This is a genomic window from Abyssicoccus albus, from assembly GCF_003815035.1.
Classification (GTDB): domain Bacteria; phylum Bacillota; class Bacilli; order Staphylococcales; family Abyssicoccaceae; genus Abyssicoccus; species Abyssicoccus albus.
The window spans coordinates 258222-279047 of the sequence record NZ_RKRK01000003.1 but is presented as its reverse complement, the minus strand read 5'-3'; the positions used below and the strand labels follow the sequence as shown (position 1 = coordinate 279047).

General features: G+C 36.7%; 16 protein-coding genes and 1 riboswitch. Of the genes, 15 read left to right on the top strand and 1 reads right to left on the bottom strand.

Translation table 11 applies throughout. The annotated features are described in order from the left end of the window. Positions 1 to 19: 19 nt before the first annotated feature. The 6 genes from EDD62_RS06565 to tenA all read left to right on the top strand — a co-directional run bounded on the left by EDD62_RS06565 (position 20) and on the right by tenA (position 6622). On the top strand, positions 20 to 1699 hold the full coding sequence (locus EDD62_RS06565; RefSeq protein WP_249037344.1) for a DUF2075 domain-containing protein: 1680 nt from the start codon (positions 20 to 22) through the stop codon (positions 1697 to 1699). Beyond that, positions 1680 to 1976 (top strand): nucleotide pyrophosphohydrolase, encoded by a 297-nt coding sequence (locus tag EDD62_RS06560; RefSeq protein ID WP_123808010.1) that lies wholly within the window; start codon positions 1680 to 1682, stop codon positions 1974 to 1976. The genes EDD62_RS06565 and EDD62_RS06560 overlap by 20 nt, the downstream gene beginning before the upstream one ends. Before the next feature lie 84 nt (positions 1977 to 2060). After that, positions 2061 to 3095: an ABC transporter substrate-binding protein gene (locus tag EDD62_RS06555; protein WP_123808009.1), complete on the top strand. Its 1035-nt coding sequence runs from the start codon at positions 2061 to 2063 to the stop codon at positions 3093 to 3095. A 5-nt stretch (positions 3096 to 3100) separates the two neighbouring features. Beyond that, positions 3101 to 4762 carry an ABC transporter permease gene (locus EDD62_RS06550; RefSeq protein WP_123808008.1) on the top strand — a complete coding sequence of 554 codons (1662 nt, stop codon included), beginning with the start codon at positions 3101 to 3103 and terminating at the stop codon, positions 4760 to 4762. Next, entirely contained in the window at positions 4762 to 5775 is a 1014-nt protein-coding gene (locus tag EDD62_RS06545) for an ABC transporter ATP-binding protein (RefSeq protein ID WP_123808007.1), read from the top strand. Before EDD62_RS06550 ends, EDD62_RS06545 begins: the two co-directional genes overlap by 1 nt. 37 nt (positions 5776 to 5812) lie before the next feature. Further along, a riboswitch (TPP riboswitch) is annotated at positions 5813 to 5911 on the top strand. A 42-nt stretch (positions 5912 to 5953) separates the two neighbouring features. Continuing rightward, positions 5954 to 6622 (top strand): thiaminase II, encoded by a 669-nt coding sequence (tenA, locus tag EDD62_RS06540; protein ID WP_123808006.1) that lies wholly within the window; start codon positions 5954 to 5956, stop codon positions 6620 to 6622. A gap of 29 nt (positions 6623 to 6651) precedes the next feature. On the opposite strand, the gene EDD62_RS06535 is transcribed toward tenA, so the two are convergent. Beyond that, the gene (locus EDD62_RS06535) at positions 6652 to 7164 is read right to left on the bottom strand and encodes a pyridoxamine 5'-phosphate oxidase family protein (protein ID WP_170152790.1); all 513 of its coding nucleotides are present in this window, start codon (positions 7162 to 7164) and stop codon (positions 6652 to 6654) included. Between the two features lie 313 nt (positions 7165 to 7477). On the opposite strand from EDD62_RS06535, the gene dhaK reads away from it, so the two are divergent. The 9 genes from dhaK (at position 7478) to EDD62_RS06495 (ending at position 20797) form a co-directional block, all read left to right on the top strand. Then, the gene (gene dhaK, locus EDD62_RS06530) at positions 7478 to 8440 is read left to right on the top strand and encodes a dihydroxyacetone kinase subunit DhaK (protein WP_123808004.1); all 963 of its coding nucleotides are present in this window, start codon (positions 7478 to 7480) and stop codon (positions 8438 to 8440) included. Positions 8441 to 8455: 15 nt separating this feature from the next. Next, positions 8456 to 9016, top strand: a complete 561-nt coding sequence (dhaL, locus tag EDD62_RS06525; RefSeq protein WP_123808003.1) for a dihydroxyacetone kinase subunit DhaL — start codon at positions 8456 to 8458, stop codon at positions 9014 to 9016. Between the two features lies 1 nt (position 9017). Then, the gene (dhaM, locus tag EDD62_RS06520) at positions 9018 to 9377 is read left to right on the top strand and encodes a dihydroxyacetone kinase phosphoryl donor subunit DhaM (protein WP_123808002.1); all 360 of its coding nucleotides are present in this window, start codon (positions 9018 to 9020) and stop codon (positions 9375 to 9377) included. A 229-nt stretch (positions 9378 to 9606) separates the two neighbouring features. Continuing rightward, the gene (locus tag EDD62_RS06515; protein ID WP_123808001.1) at positions 9607 to 10749 is read left to right on the top strand and encodes an FAD/NAD(P)-binding protein; all 1143 of its coding nucleotides are present in this window, start codon (positions 9607 to 9609) and stop codon (positions 10747 to 10749) included. A 44-nt stretch (positions 10750 to 10793) separates the two neighbouring features. Further along, the gene (locus EDD62_RS06510; RefSeq protein WP_123808000.1) at positions 10794 to 11606 is read left to right on the top strand and encodes a ZinT/AdcA family metal-binding protein; all 813 of its coding nucleotides are present in this window, start codon (positions 10794 to 10796) and stop codon (positions 11604 to 11606) included. A 219-nt stretch (positions 11607 to 11825) separates the two neighbouring features. Then, positions 11826 to 12482, top strand: coding sequence for a metal-dependent transcriptional regulator (locus EDD62_RS06505; RefSeq protein WP_123807999.1), 657 nt, complete (start codon positions 11826 to 11828; stop codon positions 12480 to 12482). Between the two features lie 112 nt (positions 12483 to 12594). Further along, positions 12595 to 14139: an L-glutamate gamma-semialdehyde dehydrogenase gene (pruA, locus tag EDD62_RS06500; RefSeq protein WP_123807998.1), complete on the top strand. Its 1545-nt coding sequence runs from the start codon at positions 12595 to 12597 to the stop codon at positions 14137 to 14139. Positions 14140 to 14223: 84 nt separating this feature from the next. Continuing rightward, on the top strand, positions 14224 to 14382 hold the full coding sequence (locus EDD62_RS09200; protein ID WP_170152789.1) for a hypothetical protein: 159 nt from the start codon (positions 14224 to 14226) through the stop codon (positions 14380 to 14382). Between the two features lie 445 nt (positions 14383 to 14827). Next, positions 14828 to 20797 carry a collagen-flanked surface repeat-containing protein gene (locus EDD62_RS06495; RefSeq protein ID WP_123807997.1) on the top strand — a complete coding sequence of 1990 codons (5970 nt, stop codon included), beginning with the start codon at positions 14828 to 14830 and terminating at the stop codon, positions 20795 to 20797. Positions 20798 to 20826 lie beyond the last annotated feature (29 nt).

The following is a 20826-nucleotide window of genomic DNA, read 5'->3' as shown; positions in this document are numbered from 1 at the left end:
ATATAAAGAGGTGACTCAATTGTCTGAACTTATGATCGAGTATTTCAATTTTGAGAAAGACTTGCCAGAGAATATCAATAATGAGAAATTACATTCATATCCTATAGTCTATATATTGAACAATGGTCAGAAGAATCCTATGGCGTACATTGGACAAACCGTTCAGGCTAGGAATCGGATGAAATCTCATTATGCGAATCCTGATCGTAGAAAATTAGATAAGGCGATTTTAATTGGTCATGAGAAGTTTAATCAGTCTGCGACGTATAATATAGAGACGAATTTAATTAATCATTTCATAGCAGATAATAAATACAAATTACAAAATAGAAGTCAATTTGCATCCCAGAAAACGCATAACTATTATGAAAAACCTTATTTTCATTCTCACGTGTTTGAAAAGATTTGGGAGGAGCTTCGTGAGAAAAAAATTGTTCAAAATAGTATCGAAGAGATTCGTAATCGTGACGTGTTTAAGCTGAGTCCGTATAAAGAATTGTCGGAGTCTCAAATGGAGTTGAAAAACGCGATTATTAAGTATTGTAATCAGCATATACACGATGATCGTAAAGCGGTATTCTTGATTAAAGGTGAAGCTGGGACGGGGAAAAGTGTTGTGTTGAGTTCGACGTTTAATACAATTCAAGATTTAGCGAATGATAAGGATAGTTTTTATTCGATGGATGATTTAGAGAATAACTTATATGGAACAGAAAATTATTTACTCGTAAATCATCAGGAAATGCTAAAGACATATGAAAGTATTTCAACAAGCTTGCCTAATTTAAAAAAGAAAAATTTCGAAAAACCTACACCATTTATTAACAAAATGCAAAAAGAAAATCGTATGGCTGATATCACGTTAGTAGATGAAGCTCATTTGTTATTAAGTCGAACGGATACATATAATAATTTCCGAGGAAATAATCAGTTAGAAGAAATCATAAAGCTTAGTAAAGTCACTGTAATTGTTTATGATGAAAAGCAGTTTTTGAAAGTAAAGAGTCATTGGTCACAAGACTTATTAAAAGGTATCGTTAAAGATTTTCATCCTAAGACATTTGAATTGAAGGATCAATTTAGAATGCAAGCGAGTCCTAAAGTTGTGAATTGGATTGATCGTTTTGTACAGAAGGAATTATGGCCTATTCCTGAAAGTGAAGAAAACTTTGAGATTAGAGTGTTTGATGATGCAACAGAGATGCATGAGGTCATTGTTGAACGGAGTAAGTCACATGGTTTAAGTCGCGTTGTATCAACTTTTGATTATGTCCATAAAAAAGATGGTGCAGATTATTTCGTTGAAGAACCTGGATTTAAGAAAGTATGGAATCGTACACATTATAAGGAGACATGGGCGGAAGTGCCTGAGACGATCAATGAAGTCGGCTCTATTTATACGATTCAAGGGTTTGATTTAAACTATGTCGGTGTCATACTCGGTCCAAGCGTTACATATAATAAAGAAAAAGATGAATTAGAAATTGATACTTCTAAATATAAAGATACTGGTGCATTAGCAGGTGAGAGTGGTACTGGGGAACAGAATTTAGAAAAGGTTAAAGAGAGGATCATCTTAAACTCAATTAATGTATTGATGAAACGTGGTGTGAAAGGTCTATTCATTTATGCAAGTAATCCAGAGTTAAGAGAGAAATTAATGGAAAGGAAGATGAATAATGAATTCAGAGGTTATTAAATTAATCAATGACTTTCGTGACGCACGTGGGTGGAAGCCGTATCATAATCCTAAAGATCTAGCACTTTCGTTGAACCTTGAAGCAGCAGAATTATTAGAATGCTTCCAATGGATTGACAGTGATGAAGCAATTAAGAAAAATGAACAAGAAATTAAAGAAGAACTCGCAGATGTATTTATATATGGTATTACCTTGGCTGAAGAAATGGGACTTGATATTGAAGAAATTATTCGAATGAAAGTGGAGAAGAACGGGGAGAAGTATCCAATTAAATAAAACCTTCATACTTCCTTTACACAAAATTAATATTTAAAGTCTATACTTCTAAATAGAGTGCAAATCATAGGAGGTATATAGGGTATGAAATGGTTTAAGTTATTATTGGTATTGAGTATTGCATTAATATTGACAGCTTGTGGTTCTGCTAAAGATGTAGCAGAAGAGGGTAGCGAATCTAAAGAGGAGGCTTCTTCTGAGGAGGGTGAGCAGGTTGTTGAGTTCTATACTTCTCAACCGGATGAAGATGCGTCTAAGCTTGTTGAGGCGTTCAATGAGAAACACCCTGATATAAAAGTGAACACTTTCAGATCTGGTACTGAAGAGGTTATTGGTAAATTAAACGCTGAGAAAAAAGCGGGAGAGATTAAAGCTGATGTATTACTTGTTGCGGATAGTGTAACGTTTGAGCAGTTGAATGAAGATGAGTTATTGATGTCTTATGAATCAGAAGAAGCGGGTGAGTTACCTGAGGAATTTATCGGGACTGATAATACGTACTATGGTACAAAGGTGATGGCGACTGCGATTGCATATAACACGGATAATGTTAAAGAAGCACCAAAGTCATGGTCTGACTTAACCGAAGAAGATGCGAAAGACAAAGTCATTATGCCAAGCCCATTATATTCTGGAGCGGCGGCTTACAATGCTGGTGTCATTAGTCGTAACGATTTAGGTTGGGAATTCTATGAAAAATTAAAAGAAAACAACACTACGGTTGTTAAAGGTAATGGTGGTGCGCTTCAAGAGGTTCAGTCTGGTAATAAAGATTATGCAATGGTAGTAGACTTCATCGTTGCGCGTGCGAATCAAGAGGGTTCACCGGTAGAACTTGTATACCCTGAAGAAGGTGTTCCAGTAATTACTGAACCGATTGGAATTATGAAAGACGCGAAAAACCCTGAAGCTGCTAAAAAGTTTGTTGATTTCGTATTAAGTGAAGATGGACAAAAGCTTGCAGCTGAAATTGGTTACACACCAATTCGTAAAGGTGTAGACGCTCCTGAAGGATTAAAGACTGTTGATGAAATGGATATTATTGATGCTGACATAAAAGAATTAGTGAAAAGTCGTGAAGACGATAAAAATAAATTTAAAGATATTTTCGGTGAATAATCGTTATGAAATTAAATGAAATGATTAAAGAGCGTAACATACGCTCTTTTTTCCTATGGTTTTTTATTGTAGGAACAGTCTTTGTCTTTTTCGTCTATCCATTTATAAGAATGATCTCACTCAGTTTTATCGGTGAACACGGGATTACTTTAGAGCATTTAAAATTTATATTAAAAGACAGTAATGTCGAATCGATAGTAAATACACTCATTATCGGATGTTTAGCGACGTTGTTAAATACTGCATTAGGACTTTTATTTGCATTTATTATATCCTACACAGATGTACGTTTTAAAAAATTGATGCAAATATTTATTATACTACCTTTATTAGTCCCATCATATATGATGAGTATTTCTTGGACTGAGTTTGTAAGAAGTATCCCGTTGATTGATATAGATTTATACAGCTTAGGAGGTATCGTGTTTGTACTTGGCATTAATCATTACGCACTCGTTTATTTAATGAGTGTTCAAGTGTTTACACGAATTCCTAAATCATTAGAGCAAGCGATACAAGTCAACGGAGGCAATCGATTAGATGTACTGAAACAAGTGACGATTCCAATGGGGATGACTGGAATCATTGGTGGAATGATGATTGCAGCGTTATCAAATATTGATAATTTCGGTGTCCCAGCCTTTCTTGGGATTCCGGGTGGTGTTGATGTACTAAGTACGTCGATTTATCAAGCGGTCATTTCATATGGAGATGACGCATTTTTACAAGGCAGTATTCTTTCATTAGCGTTAGTATGTATAACATTTTGTATTTTACTCATTCAGTGGATATTATTGAGACAGTTTAAACCGAACCCATATAGTTCAACAGATAGATCCCCGAGAATTCATTTAGGAAAGTTTAGATTGTTCATTGAAGTATTGATATGGTTATTTTTTATAATCACTTCAATCATGCCACTTGTTGCTCTAGTGAAGACCTCTTTAACTAAGACGTACGGTGCAAAATTGACAATGGATACGTTGACGTTAAAGAACTTCCAGTATATTTTATTTGAATATGATAAATCAGTGTCAGCAATTCAACATAGTGCAATGCTTGCGATTAGTGCAACAATTATATCATTCATTATAGCAATCATTCTCGGGTACATGATCGTTAGATATAACAAGTGGTACATGAGATTTACTGAAATAGGGATTGCAATACCTTATTCTTTACCAGGAACCGTTTTAAGCTTGAGTTTAATTATATTTTGGATTGAGCCAATACCTGGTGTTAAACCAGGCATATACGGCACAGTATTCATATTATTAATCGCTTATATTTTAAGATTTACGATTTTGCCATTGCGTAGTGCAATATCAACATATTCACAAATCCATATTTCCTTAGAACATGCGGCAAGTGTATCAGGGAATAATATTTTGTTAAGATTCAAAAATATCCTTTTACCATTACTCACTTCAGGTATGATTGGTGGATTACTATTAATGATGTTTACAGCTTTAACTGAGTTAACATTGAGTGCTCTTTTATGGGCAAGTGGTAGTGAGACGATAGGGGTCGTTATTTTTAGCTTTGAAAGTGCAGGTTATAAGCAATACTCTAGTGCATTTTCAGTCATTGTCATTATCTTGTTATGTCTTGGTGGGCTATTGTATCTATTATTACAATCTATGTTTAAGAGAAAGGATTTATCATAATGAAAACGGAATTAATCAATGTATCTAAACAATACGGTCAAACACAGGTGCTACATGATATCAATGTGACGATTGATCATGATGAATTTGTTGTGCTCATTGGCCCATCAGGATGTGGAAAGACAACATTATTAAAGTTAATTGCAGGCTTTGAACCGTTGAGTGATGGTGACATTATGATGGATGAACAAGTCGTTGCAAGTGTTCATAAGACGATACCACCGAATAAACGAAATCTATCGATGGTATTCCAACAATTCGCACTGTGGCCTCATATGAACGTAAGTAAGCATGTGGAATATCCTTTGAAAAATCATCAATTTACATCTAAATTGAATGATTCACAACGAAAGGAACGCATCGAACATTGCTTAAAGCTTGTAGGATTAAGTGACTTCCATAAAAGATATCCTCATGAATTGTCAGGTGGACAACAACAAAGGGTGTCCATTGCAAGAGCCATTGCTCCTAAGCCAGGCTTGCTTTTGATGGATGAGCCGCTAAGTAGTTTAGATGCACATTTAAAGAGAGACTTACGTTATCAAATAAAAGAAATATTTAATAAAGAAAGAACATCATTTTTATATGTGACACATGATCAGTCAGAAGCATTAAGTCTTGCAACGAAAGTGATTGTCATGAATGCGGGACGAATTGAACAAGTCGGAACACCTGAGGAAGTTTATAATCATCCAGTGAATTCATTTGTCGCAGAATTTGTTGGTGGACATAATTTAATCCATGGTGAATGGAATGATAATCATTTTGAAGTGAATGGAATGCACTGGCATAAGGAAGTGACGCAACACTTTAAAGAAGAAGGTATTATCCCTCTTAAGCCACATGAGTTATCGTTAAATGACAATCATGGAATTAAAGGAGAAGTTGTCAATATTTTATTCGAAGGTGGTTCCTATGAATATACGGTGGAAACTGATCAAGGAAGACTGAAAGTGATGACACACGATCATAGGTCCCAAATGAATGATATTATATATGTGAATATGAAATGATGAAATGTATGTTATAATGTACATAAATCAAATACAACCTATACACTAGGGGTGCACAATTGTGCTGAGAGGATATGTTCCGACCCTTTGAACCTGATTGATTAACACCAGCGTAGGGAAGTGGGTCTTCATACCTATACCTACGTGTATAGGTATTTTTTTATAGGAGGAGAAGTATATGTTTACTGAACGTATTTGGAAACGTGTTGAACCGATTTGGTCATCGTACTTAGAACATCCTTTCGTCAAAGGATTAGGTGACGGATCTTTAGATGAGGAGAAGTTTAAACATTGGCTGAAGCAAGATTATGTGTACTTAATTGAGTATGCCAAGTTAATGGCGATTGGGAGTAGTAAAGCGCGTGATTTGAAGACGATGGGGATGTTTAGTGAATTACTGCATGGCACTTTGTTTATGGAGATGGATTTACATCGAAAGTTTGCGCTTGAATTCGGAATTAGTGAAGAGACGTTAGAAGCAACAGATGCTGCGGCGGTGAATACAGCGTATACGAGTTATATGTTGAATCACGCTCAACGGGGTGGTCCTGAGCATGTCGTGGCGGCGTTGTTAGCGTGTGCGTGGAGTTATAATTATATCGGAAAATCTTTAGCGGAACAATCAGTGGAAGGGAATCGTTATGCTCAATGGATTGAGATGTATTCAGGCGATGATTTTACTGAATTGACGAATAGTGCCATTGAGTTAATGGATCAACTGACAGCAGGGAAACCTGAACGTGAACTCGCTGAACTTGAGGAGATCATTGTGAAGACGAGTTATTATGAATATATGTTCTGGGAGATGTGTGAAACGTTAGAAGAGTGGCCTGTTGCTAAAGGATGAAAAAAAGCCGAGGTTTATGACCTCGGCTTTTATAATGTATGGATTGTCCAATCTGTTGGATTCGTATATTCAAACCGTTTGAACCCACCTTCAGTCAGACTTTGATAAAATTCATAACGCGTTGGTTTGATCTGGACTACAGTTAAATCATCACGTGTTGAAGCATCTAGATAGTCATTGATTTGTTCGGGATATTCAAACGAAGCGATCCCTTGAATTCTCACTTGTCGACCCGTCACCGGCCAATAAAAATTCACAGCCACTTGATTGTGTTGACGAAGTTGATCAACCTTTCGACGCGCCGTTCGACTCTCGATAAAGAGAGATTCATTATGGATCGCTTTCAAAAGTACGATACGAGAATCGACGGTCCCGTCGTGTTGTGTTGATAAAACTAACGTATTCCCTTCGGTTTCTTTGTGGACCGCATCTGTTAACCACTGCTCGAAAAGGTCGAAAGGATTAGAAGGGTATTCATCAGGTAGTGTTGGGTATGAAGTTTGAGATAATCTTAATGACTTAAGTTGGTTGTTGATGAACATCGTGAGACTCCTTTTTATTTTATTATGACAGAAATCGGCACTGATTGAAATATGGTGCGCGCAAATTGGAAATATGCGCACCATAATGAAGGAATTGGTGATTTTCAAGGATATGGTGCGCGCAAATAGAAAATACGCGCACCATAATGAAGGAATTGGTGGTTTTCAAGTATATGGTGCGCGCAAACTGGAAATACGCGCACCATAATGATATTGAACATATTGTGAACAAGTCTATAAAACCATGATATCTTTTTTAATTATTTGAAAATAGGAGTACAATATAGATATATAATAAAAAGGAGTGATTTCAATGAAAAAATTAATCAAAGACCGTACTTCAGTTTTAAGTGACATGTTAGAGGGATTGAAACTAGCAAATAGTGATATTGAGATCATCGAAGACACAGTTGTTGTTCGTAAAGAGAAGAAGGCTAAAGGAGTTGCTTTAGTTTCAGGTGGTGGTAGTGGTCATGAACCTGCGCATGCAGGATATGTGGCTAAGGGAATGTTAGATGCTGCTGTGTGTGGTGAGATATTTACATCTCCAACACCTGACAAGGTGTTATCTGCGATTAAAGCAGTTGATAATGGTGATGGTGTGTTATTAATTGTTAAAAATTACGCTGGTGATGTTATGAATTTCGAAATGGCACAAGAGATGGCTGAGATGGAAGGCATTCAAGTTGAAACAGTGATTGTCCGTGATGATATTAGTATTGAAGATGTTGAAAAACGTCGTGGTGTCGCGGGGACTGTGATTGTTCATAAATATGCAGGGTTTTTATCAGAGCAAGGACTGCCACTCAATGAGATTAAAGATAAAGTTGAGCAGTTGTTAGTTGATGTTAAGTCTATTGGGATGGCGCTCACAGCACCGATGATTCCTTCTACAGGTCAAAATGGTTTTGATATTCAAGATGATGAGATGGAGATTGGTATCGGAATTCATGGTGAAAAAGGATTGCAAAGAAAACCTGTTGAATCTGTTGATAAAATTGTTGAACAATTAGGTGACTTATTACTAAAAGAAGTCGAAAGTAAATCTGTAGTTGTCATGGTTAATGGAATGGGTGCAACACCACTTACTGAATTAAATATCGTCGTGAAGTACGTACATGAATATTTCCAGTCCAAAGGTTTGAATGTACAGCAATGGTTGGTTGGAGATTACATGACATCTTTAAATATGGAAGGTTTCTCAATCACGATTGCACCTAGTCATGATGAACTATTAACAGCGCTAAATGCTCATACAGAAAGTCGATATTTTTAAGAAAGGGTGATTGTGATGGACGCACAACAACTTAAAGAAAGATTACTTAGTCTAGTGACTGTCTTTGAAGAAAAGGAAGGATTATTAACATCTTTAGATCGTGAAATTGGTGATGGAGATCATGGTGTTAACATGCTGCGAGGATTTAAGTCTTTAGAGGGATCTATAGATGATGCATCGGTTCAAACGGTATTGAAAACAACAGGTATGACTTTAATGTCTAAAATTGGTGGAGCCAGTGGTCCGTTATATGGTTTTGCTTTTGTTAAAATGTCGAATGTCGAGTCTGATGATATCCATGATTATTTACAAGCTTTTAGTGAAGCGGTCAAAACACGTGGGAAAGTTGAATTGAATGAAAAAACAATGTATGACGTCATTGAAAGAGCTAGGCAAATGAAAGAGAAAGCAGAAAAAGTAACGATAGATGATTTGCAGCAATTGGCAGATAATACGAAAGATATGATAGCGACTAAAGGTCGTGCATCATATTTCAATGAGAACTCTAAAGGTCACATTGACCCAGGAGCTCAAAGCAGTGTTTATATTTTGAATGCTTTGATAGGAGATGATTAAAATGACGACAATTGTTCTCGTCAGTCATAGTGAAGATATTGCAAACGGCGGTAAAGCACTTCTAGAGCAAATGGTGGAAGGTATTCCTGTAATAGCTATTGGTGGACATGAAGGTAATATTGGAACTTCATTTGATCGTATTCAAGAAGGATTGAAAGGTTTAAAAGAAGATGCTTTATGTTTTTATGATATAGGGTCAGCTGGTATGAATTTAGATATGGCGATTGAAATGTATGATGGCCAGTATCGTGTAGAAAAACTCGAAGCACCGATTATTGAAGGAAGTTTTTTTGCAGCGGTCAACCTTTCAACTCAAAACAATATAGATGAAGTGATAGAGAAGATATCTAAAAAATTTTAAAGATAGGGTTTAGCCCTATCTTTTTTAATGCACACAAATTTACAATACACGCACGATAATGATGACAAAGATTATTTTTGGAAAAATTCTGCGTGTAAGTACGGTTTAAAAACCACCGTCATGATTCGAAATGGCTCCTACCTTCTAATCATTAACCCTTGAATTACCAGCCAAAATAGTTTAAACTCTTTAAAACGTAACAATTACGATTTAAGGAGCACGAATAAAAATGAACTATACAATTATTGGTGGTGGGATTCACGGGATTACAGTGGCTGCTCATATGATTGAACAAGGCATAGCTCACCATGAATTGACAATTGTCGATCCGAATCCATCACTTGGCAATCATTTCATTCAACAAACATCAAAACTCCACATGGAATACTTGCGTTCCCCATATGTTCATCATTGTCATCCGGAAGCATTCCATTTGAAACAATTCGCGAAACAATCTCACTATGAAAATCCGACGAAAGGTCAATACCAAAGGCCTCGGTTAGATTTATTTATAGCCCATATGAAACAAACGATTGAACTATTTAATCTCAATCAATGTCATGTCCACCATAAAGTCACTTCGATTGAATACAACGACAATCGATATGTGATCCAACTCGACGATCATTCCATCATCACTACGGATGTCGTTATTTTGGCTATCGGCTCTAATGTCACGAAATATATGCCGATAAGCACTCAATCATTAGACAATGTATTCCATGTAGATGATATACATCCGAATGAACAATTAGACGCATCACATGTTATTGGGTGTGGTATTAGCGCAGCTCATGTCGTATGCAGGATACATAAGGAAGATCCAATTAAAACAATTCATTTATGGGTGAATAAACCGCTAGCGTGTCACGCATTTGATGCTGACCCTGGATGGCTAGGCCCGAAGTTAATGAATCATTATTTGAATCAAACAGTGACTAAGCGACTGTCACTCATCAAACACTCTCGCTATAAGGGGTCCATGCCGAAGGAGTTGTATCGCCAATTACATCAATTGGAGAAAGAGAGTCGACTCATTGTCCATAATACAGAAATACAAAACATAAATAATAAATATATTTATTCGAACGAAGAAAAAATAAAATATGACAAAATCATTTGTGCAACTGGATATATATCGAATGTTGAGCATCTAACATTTCTACACGCTCTCATTAAACAACAGTCCCTTCAACTGATTAATGGATTTCCGAGAACGTCCGTTAACTTAGAATGGACAGACAGACTATATGTTACAGGATTTTTGGCAGATATTGAAGTGGGTCCGTTCGCTCGAAGTATTCACGGTGGACGAGTTGCGGCGAAAAAAATATGTGAAGATTTAATTGACAAGTACAGTAGAACATCGTAAAATTATAAAACGTAATAATTACGATTTACAGGAGATGAAAGCAGATGAAGAAATTAAAATATTTAGTACCATTATCACTTGTGTTAGTGCTTGGTGCTTGTCAAAATGACGAGTCAGAACAGCCGAAGGAAGAGAAGACGGCAGAAGACACATCAGAGGATTCACCAAAAGAAGCCGAAGTACACAATCATGACCATGAAGGAGAAGCGCATGATCATGACCATGAAGGAGGAGCGCATGATCATGACCACGAAGGAGAAGCACATGACCATGGGGATGAAGAGGAACATGATCACGCGCATGGTGAAATGAGTGAAGATGAGCAAAAGATTTATGATGGCTATTTCAAAGATGAGCAAGTGAAAGACCGTGATTTATCTGATTGGGAAGGTGATTGGCAGTCTGTATATCCTTATTTAAAAGACGGATCACTTGATCCAGTCATGGAGAAGAAAGCAGAGGAAGGGGATAAATCTGCTAAAGAGTATAAAGAGTATTACACAACGGGATACAAAACAGATATAGAACATATCGGTATCCATGATGGTGAAGTGACATTCAAAAAAGCAGATTCAGAAGCAAAGGGGCAATATGAATATGAGGGAAAAGAAATTTTGCAGTATGAAAAAGGAAACAGAGGGGTACGATTTATTTATAAAAAAATAAGTGGTGATGGTGAAGCGCCAGGTTACATACAATTTAGTGATCATGCCATTGCTCCAAATAAAGCAGGTCATTTCCATCTTTATATGGGTGATGATAATGAAGCATTACTTAAAGAAATGGAACATTGGCCAACGTATTATAAGGATCACTTAAGTGCAGACGATATTGTACATGAAATGAATCATCACTAACAATATATAAGTCAACGAAAAAAGAATTCATCTATTGAATTCTTTTTTTGGTTGACTGAAAATAAATTTGTAATCCATTTCTAGCACAACCGAAATTAAAAGTAAAGGGCAGAACGTTATGTTTTAAATTGAAAAATTTCAAAAGATCCAAAATTTTTGAGGTAAAAACTTTTCTTCATGTATAATGGTTTTAGACCGTTAAATAGGGAGAATAACGTCATGAATGAAAAAAAAGAGGACTATATTAAAGTACTATTTGATTTAGGTGGATCACGTAATAGAATATCGAATAAACTAGTGGCAGAAAGACTCAAAGTATCTCCGTCTACTGTAACAGAAATGATGGTTAGCCTAGAAAAAATTAATTGGGTTAATACTTTACCTTATAAGGGATCGATATTAACTGAAGAAGGCAAAGCACTGGCTAAGCAATTGATTTATAAACATCGATTATGGGAAGTTTTTTTAGTGAATCATTTAGGGTATGATATCAATGAAGTTCATGATGAAGCAGAGTTATTAGAACATTCGACGAGTCTATTGTTAGCAAAAAGACTAGAAGCGTATCTCAAATTTCCTGAGTATTGTCCACACGGTGGTGCAATTCCATTAAATCTTATTGAAGCACAAGAAGATGAAATAATACCACTGACTGAATGTCAAGTGGGTGATATCGTCGAAGTACAACGGATGACTAATGAAGAGTACGTAGCAGATTATTTTTCAAATAAAGATGTTAAAATAAATGATATTTTAGAGTATTTGGATGAAAATAAAATGGTGGATACAATAACGATACGGAATGTAAAGTCTGATAATACAATCGAACTGAATTCAACGACTGCAAGCTACTTATTTGTTAAAAGCAAGCGTTAGTGTCTAACAGGTTTTGTTGATTTAACGTGGAAATATTCAATATGTTATGTTTAATTCATCAATGATTAGGCAACAGAAATTATAAGACATATTTTAAAGGAGTGTATTATTTATGGTACAACCGTACAAAAATGAACCAGCTACTGATTTTACAATCAAAGAAAACAAAGAAGCATTCGAAGCCGCATTGAAGCGAGTGAAGGAAGGGTTCGGTTATGACGTTCCGTTAATCATTAACGGTGAAGAAATCATGACAGACGATAAGTATACGTCTTACAACCCAGCGCTAAAAGATGAAGCATTAGGTCATATTTCGAAAGCGACGACAGATCATATCGAACAAGCGATGTCAGCAGGTAAAGAGGCATTCAAAGCATGGAGAGATTGGACAGCTGAAGACCGTGCGAACTTGATGATTCGTGTGGCCGCATTGATTCGTCATAAGAAGCACGACATTTCAGCGTTGATGGTTTATGAAGCAGGGAAACCATGGAATGAAGCGGATGGAGATACGAATGAAGCGATTGACTTCATAGAATATTATGCACGTTCAATGAAAGATTTAGCAGATGGTAAGCCTGTAGATGACCGTGAAGGTGAGCACAATCGCTACTTCTATCAACCAATGGGTGTCGGTGTAACGATTACACCATGGAACTTCCCGTTTGCGATTATGGCGGGAACAACATTAGCTCCAGTCGTTGCAGGGAATACAGTATTGTTAAAGCCAGCAGAAGATACACCGCTTGTTGCATATGAATTAATGAAGATTCTTAAAGAAGCAGGTCTTCCAGATGGTGTCGTTAACTTCGTACCAGGCGACCCGAAAGAGATTGGTGACTATATGGTCGACCACATCGATACGCAATTTATCACATTTACAGGGTCTCGCCCTGTCGGTGTAGGCATTTATGAGCGTGCTGCGAAAGTACACGAAGGTCAAACACACTTGAAGCGTGTCATTGCTGAAATGGGTGGTAAAGACGGTATTATCGTTGATGCTGACGCAGATACAGACCTTGCTGCAGAAGCAATAGTATCCAGTGCATTCGGATTCAGTGGACAGAAATGTTCGGCATGTTCACGAGCGATTGTACACAAAGATGTATACGATGAAGTGTTGAAGAAGTCAGTTGAACTGACGAAAGAGATTAAACTCGGTAACACAATAGATAATACTGAGATGGGACCAGTGATTAATCAGAAGCAATTTGATAAAATCAAAGGTTATATTGAAGAAGGTAAAAAAGATGGAACGCTTGAAGTTGGTGGCGGTGCTGATGATTCGAAAGGTTACTTTATCGAACCAACGATCTTCTCAGGACTTAAGTCAACAGACACAATTATGCAAGAAGAAATTTTCGGACCAGTTGTTGGATTTACGAAAGGTGACAACTTTGATGAAATGTTAGAGATGGCGAATGACACAGATTATGGTTTAACAGGTGCTGTCATTACGAATACACGTGAACATTGGCATAAAGCTGTGAAGTACTTCGACGTTGGTAACTTATACTTGAACCGCGGTTGTACAGCAGCAGTGGTTGGATATCACCCATTCGGTGGATTCAAAATGTCAGGCACAGATCAAAAAACAGGAAGCCCAGATTACTTATTGAACTTCTTAAACCAGAAAGTTGCATCAGAGCAGTTTTAAATTAGACATTCTAAATCTTATGAGTACTAGTTTAATGACTTTTATAGTAAAGTAAAGGAAACGATAAGATGAGGAGGATAAAAAATGTCTGAAGAAAAAAAACATACTGAGACACATACGGTGAACAACGGGAAGATTCAAGGGAAAGTTGTGAAACGTGAATTTACTTCACGTAAAGACAATGAGAAGTCTAATCAAATCTCTGGAACTTCAAGTCAGTCAGGATCAAAAGAACAAAAGTAAATTTCTGACAGTGATTCAATACTTTTTATATTCACTAATTAAGCCAATACCTATATATTAGGTGTTGGTTTTTTATTTGGAATTTAATTGAGTAAAAAATCAGATATAAAATTAAAATGAGATTAACAATGTGAAAAAAATTATCATAAATATTAGAAAAATGCTCTGAATTTAGTCTCTATTTCAAGATATATATACATAGTTAAAATAGCAACAAATCAATTTTTTAATCGTATTATTATATATTTTCAATTTTATTTTAATTAAAATGAAATATTATGTAAATTAAGAGAATATTTATTTTAAATTACTATTTATATGCTATACTTTTTAGTATACAAAGATACATTCTCTGTCTATATTTTTTCCAGTTCAAGAAGTGCCATGAGCATATTAATTATTTATTTACTAAATATCATCTTTAAAATGCGAAAGGAGTGCAAACATGAAAAACCAAAAAAACAAAATGGATTTAAGTTTTCTGCCACATATGCACAGTAAGTTTTCGATTCGTAAATTTACTGTCGGAACCGCTTCGATTTTAATTGGGACATCATTAGTGTTCGGTATTAATAATGAAGCACAAGCTGAAGAAGGGGATGCGACGGTTCAATCAGAAGAATCAACTGAAAGTGAACAAGCCGCCCCGGACTCATCAACTGAAACAACAGAGCAAGCAGTGACAACAGAACAACCTACTACAAATGAGTTAGCGCCTTCGACTCAACAACCTTCAACTGAACAAACTGTTGAGCAATCAACAACAGAAGCAACAGTTATGCCTTCAACAGAAGCTGTTACAGCTGAACCTTCAGTAGAAGAAGAGACTCAAGAAGCAACGACAGAAGTGACTGTAGAAGAACAGTCAACTGAAGAAACGACTGAGGCATCTGTTGAACCATCAACAGAAGAAGTAAAATCGTCTGAAGAAGTGACATCTGAAATAATGACAACTGAAGGTGTGTCGACAGAAGATGCATCATCTGAGGATGTGTCGACAGAAGAAGCATCAACGGAAGAAGTGACATCTGAGGATGTGTCGACAGAAGAAGCATCAACGGAAGAAGTGTCATCTGAGGAAGTATCAACGGAAGAAGCATCAACCGAAGAAGTGACATCTGAAGATGTATCGACAGAAGATGCTTCAACCGAAGAAGTAACATCTGAGGATGTGTCGACAGAAGAAGCATCAACCGAAGAAGTGACATCTGAAGATGTATCGACAGAAGAATTGACAACTGAAAACCCTTCAACAGAAGCACCTGATGAAGCGAAGGAAGAATCATCTAAAGCGTACGTTGAATATATTAAGAGTATATATGACAAAGTCGACTTCTCTAACCCGAATACGTTAGGTAGCTTAGCGCTACAAGCTGGCTATTATACTGAAGGGATGACAGACGAAGAGAAGATTCAAGCTGCTAAAGAGGCAATTACGCAAGTTGAAGAAGAGCGTGGAGTAGCTCAAGAAGAGTCGGTTATTCAAGAAGGCGCGACTATCGAAGAGATTAAAGTTCCGTCTGAATTTGTAGAGCGTATTGAAACAGAGTCAGATAAAGAAAAGGTAGTTCGTGAGATGCTTGAAGAATTTTATAATCCTGAAGATGTTGATGGGATTATTGCGTTAATTCAAGGTGATTATAATGCGTTAAGACCGGAGGATTTATATAAAGAAGCATTACAAGCTGGTGTGACGTATTCACAAGGTATGACGACAACAAATAATACATTCCAAATGAGATCGTTGACAGCTGGATTTGCAGCTGTAGCACCAACAGGTGTTGATGTGTCAGAACAGTTGACGAATGTGGTTATTGATATAAAAAAACAACCTGCTTCGGATAATCCTAATACGCCTAATATTAACGAGTCTAGTCCCACTACATTATATGCAGATCAAGGGCAAGCAATGGAATTCAACTTAAATTTTTCGATACCAAAATCAGTAAATTCTGGTGATTATTTTACTGTTGAAATTCCTAATGAATTATCACCTGCAGGCTTAGATGATCCATACGCACCAGGTATAATAACGATGGAAAAAAATGGTGTCGTGATTGCTGAAGGTCGCTATAATCATGATACAAAACAGATTGTTTATACATTTACGGATTCGTTAGATTTGTTAAATGTTAAAAATGTGACATCTAGAACAAGTTTACCAATTGATAGAGAGAGACTCCAGTATGACAATCCGGCGCAAGATTTTACAGTGTCTATGGGAACACATTCAGATACAGAAACTATGAAAGTTGTATTTGGGAAATACTCACGGTCTGCAGATAATCGTTTAGTATTAAAAGAAATGTTAGGAAGAATTAATCAAGAAAATGGAACGCTCGAGGAATATATATCTATTAATCCAAATGGAACATCTTTAATTAATCCTTGGGTTCAGTTAGATAATGCGGACAGTTCAATAAATTTTGATAAAACTAATACTAAAATAACTGTACATAGGCCGAAGGAAGGATTATCTCAAAGTGCAGCTTATCCACCTGAAGATTTAACTTATATTAGAGATGCTAATTGGTCTGTTGATTCTAATGGAAATGTCATAATAAATAATTTCCCTTCTAATGAACCGGTCGTATTAAAGGTAGAAACTACGTTTGATAATACAAAAGATAGATCTGATTTAAAAACAAATGTTTATTTACTAGAAGAAGTAGTGAAAACAGATACAAATGGAAATCGATTCTATAACAACACATATATTGGTTCATTGGTAGTTATACACGATAGTACAAGTGATTCAACACTTGCAAATTATTACAATATCGGTGACTATGTTTGGGAAGATTCAAATAAAGATGGATTACAAGATGCCGAAGAAAAACCTGTTGCAAATGTTGAAGTGAAACTTTACGACAGTACCGGAACAGAAATCGCAACAACAACAACAGATGAAAATGGTAATTACTCTTTTGATTCTGTTGAAGAAGGTACTTATATTGTTGAATTTATAGTACCTGATGGATATGTCCCGACAACACCAGAAGTAATGGGAGATTCTAAATCGGGTAAAGACTCGAATAAACTTAAATCTGTTGTGCAATTAACAGCTGATGATAATACAATTGACTTAGGATTAGTGATACCACCATCATATTACGAAATGATCGTTGAAGACGTTCCGTTTGAAACAATTACACGATTTAATCCTGAATTAAATAGCTCAACACCAGTTGTTGTACAATCAGGTATTGAAGGGCAAGATCGTGTCATTTATAAGCATACTGAAATTACTGGTGATGAGACGACATTCGAAGGTGGAGACTACTTTGATACGTACTACACTGAAGTTGATCGTAAGCGAATCAATGATCCACGTCAGGAAATCTTAGAGTACGGTGTGCCTAAACAATTAGAAGAAGTACCAAGTACAGACCCGAATAATCCAGGAACTACAATTAATGAATATTACATCGATCCCAATACAGGTGAGAAAGTTATTATTAATACCGTGTTTGTTCCAGATACACCAGCAGAAACTTATCCACCACGAGTTACTGTAGAAGATCAGGATCCTAATGATGGTGTTCGTGATATCGTTGTGGAAGTATATAATCCAGATACTGGTCAATATGAAGAAACAGATCGTACGACTGTATCAGACGGAATCGATGGTCTTGATGGTAAAGATGGAATCGACGGTCAAGACGGGATCTCAACAAGAACAGAAGTAGTAGATAACGGAGATGGCACGTACGATATCGTGACGTATGAAATTGACCCAACAACAGGTAAAGAGACAGAGACAAATCGTGTAACGGTTAAAGATGGAGCAGACGGAAAAGACGGTGTTGATGGTCAAGATGGAAAATCACCAACAGTAGACGTTGTAGATAATGGTGATGGCACACATACGATCACAATTACAAATCCAGATGGAACAACAACAACAACAATTGTTAACGATGGAGAAGATGGAAAGTCACCAACAGCAGACGTTGTAGATAATGGTGATGGTACACACACGATCACAATTACAAATCCAGATGGAACAACAACAACAACAATTGTTAACGATGGAAAAGATGGAAAAGACGGTCTTGATGGTCAAGATGGTCAAGATGGAAAATCACCAACAGCAGACGTTGTAGATAATGGTGATGGTACACACACGATCACAATTACAAATCCAGACGGAACAACAACGGAAACAATTGTTAACGATGGAGAAGATGGAGAATCACCAACAGCAGACATTGTAGATAATGGTGATGGTACACACACGATCACAATTACAAATCCAGATGGAACAACAACAACAACAATTGTTAACGATGGAAAAGATGGAAAAGACGGTCTTGATGGTCAAGATGGTCAAGATGGTCAAGATGGTCAAGATGGAAAATCACCAACAGCAGACGTTGTAGATAATGGTGATGGTACACACACGATCACAATTACAAATCCAGATGGAACAACAACGGAAACAATTGTTAACGATGGAGAAGATGGAAAGTCACCAACAGCAGACATTGTAGATAATGGTGATGGTACACACACGATCACAATTACAAATCCAGACGGAACAACAACGGAAACAATTGTTAACGATGGAGAAGATGGAGAATCACCAACAGCAGACGTTGTAGATAATGGTGATGGTACACACACGATCACAATTACAAATCCAGACGGAACAACAACAACAACAATTGTTAACGATGGAAAAGATGGAAAAGACGGTCTTGATGGTCAAGATGGTCAAGATGGAAAATCACCAACAGCAGACATTGTAGATAATGGTGATGGTACACACACGATCACAATTACAAATCCAGATGGAACAACAACAACAACAATTGTTAACGATGGAAAAGATGGAAAAGACGGTCTTGATGGTCAAGATGGTCAAGATGGAAAATCACCAACAGCAGACGTTGTAGATAATGGTGATGGTACACACACAATCACAATTACAAATCCAGATGGAACAACAACAACAACAATTGTTAACGATGGAAAAAATGGAGAAGATGGTCAAGATGGAGAATCACCAACAGCAGACATTGTAGATAATGGTGATGGTACACACACGATCACAATTACAAATCCAGATGGAACAACAACAACAACAATTGTTAACGATGGAAAAGATGGTGAAGATGGAAAAGATGGTCAAAATGGCCACACAATTCATATTGAACGCCGTGAAGATGGATCATATGATATTGTCATCTTGCAACAAGACGGAACTGAAATTTCTCGTGAGAATATTCGCGATGGAATTGATGGAAAAGACGGAAAAGATGGAAATAGTGTAATCATCGAAAGAAATCCAGATGGCACATTTGATGTAGTTGTAATCGATGGAAATGGTCAAGAAATCGATAGACAAACTGTTGAAAATGGAAAAGATGGTAAATCAACGAAGACTGAAATCATTGATAATGGTGACGGGACTTATGATATCGTTACTTCTAAGCAAGATGATAACGGTGAATACGTTGAAGTTGACCGTGTGACAGTAAAAGATGGAATCGATGGTCAAGATGGTAAATCCATTGAAATTATTCGTCAGACGAAAGATGATGAAGGTAATATTACAATTGAATTTAACGATGGACGTATCATTACGATCCCAGGTCAAAATGGTGAAGCGAATGAAGTGACGAACTACTACATTAATATTCACGGAGACTTAGTTGTATGTTGTGAAGATGGAACTGAAATTACAGTGCCAAACATCAATATTGAGAATAATAATACAAACAACAACAATAATAACTCTAGCGCGGAAGCAGATAGCGATAGTGAAGCAAATGCCGAAGTGATCGTGAATACAGGAGATGGTCAAACATCATCTGACGCTTCAAGTTCATCAAGCTCAAATGCAACAGCAAAAGATGGAGAAGCAAGCAGTAGTTCATCATCAAGCTCAAGTGCAACAGCAAAAGATGGAGAAGCAAGCAGTAGTTCATCATCAAGCTCAAATGCAACAGCAAAAGATGGAGAAGCAAGCAGTAGTTCATCATCAAGCTCAAATGCAACAGCCAAAGATGGGGAAGCAAGCAGTAGCTCATCATCAAGTTCTAATACAACAACAAATGATGGAACTGTAAGGCAAGAGACAACTTCGAATGAATTCGAACAACGTGTTGCAAAAGTACAACAAACTGCTCACACTACAAACGAACAATCTGTAGAACGTGCAATGAATAAATTATTCTTCGCCACACCACAAAATGTACAAACATTTGCGACAGGTAGTGACGTTGAAGTAGCAGCAGATCAAGAAGTAAATGCAACAGATGTATCAGGGAAATTACAAAAACCATCTGCTGAGATGTTACCACAAACAGGTGAATCAGACGCATATGATAAAGCACTTCTTGCATTATTAACACTTGGTGCAGGTGCGACAATGGTTCTATCTACTCGTCGTAGAAAAGAACAAAACTAAGCCAGTGTATGAACAGTTAAAAAGCCATC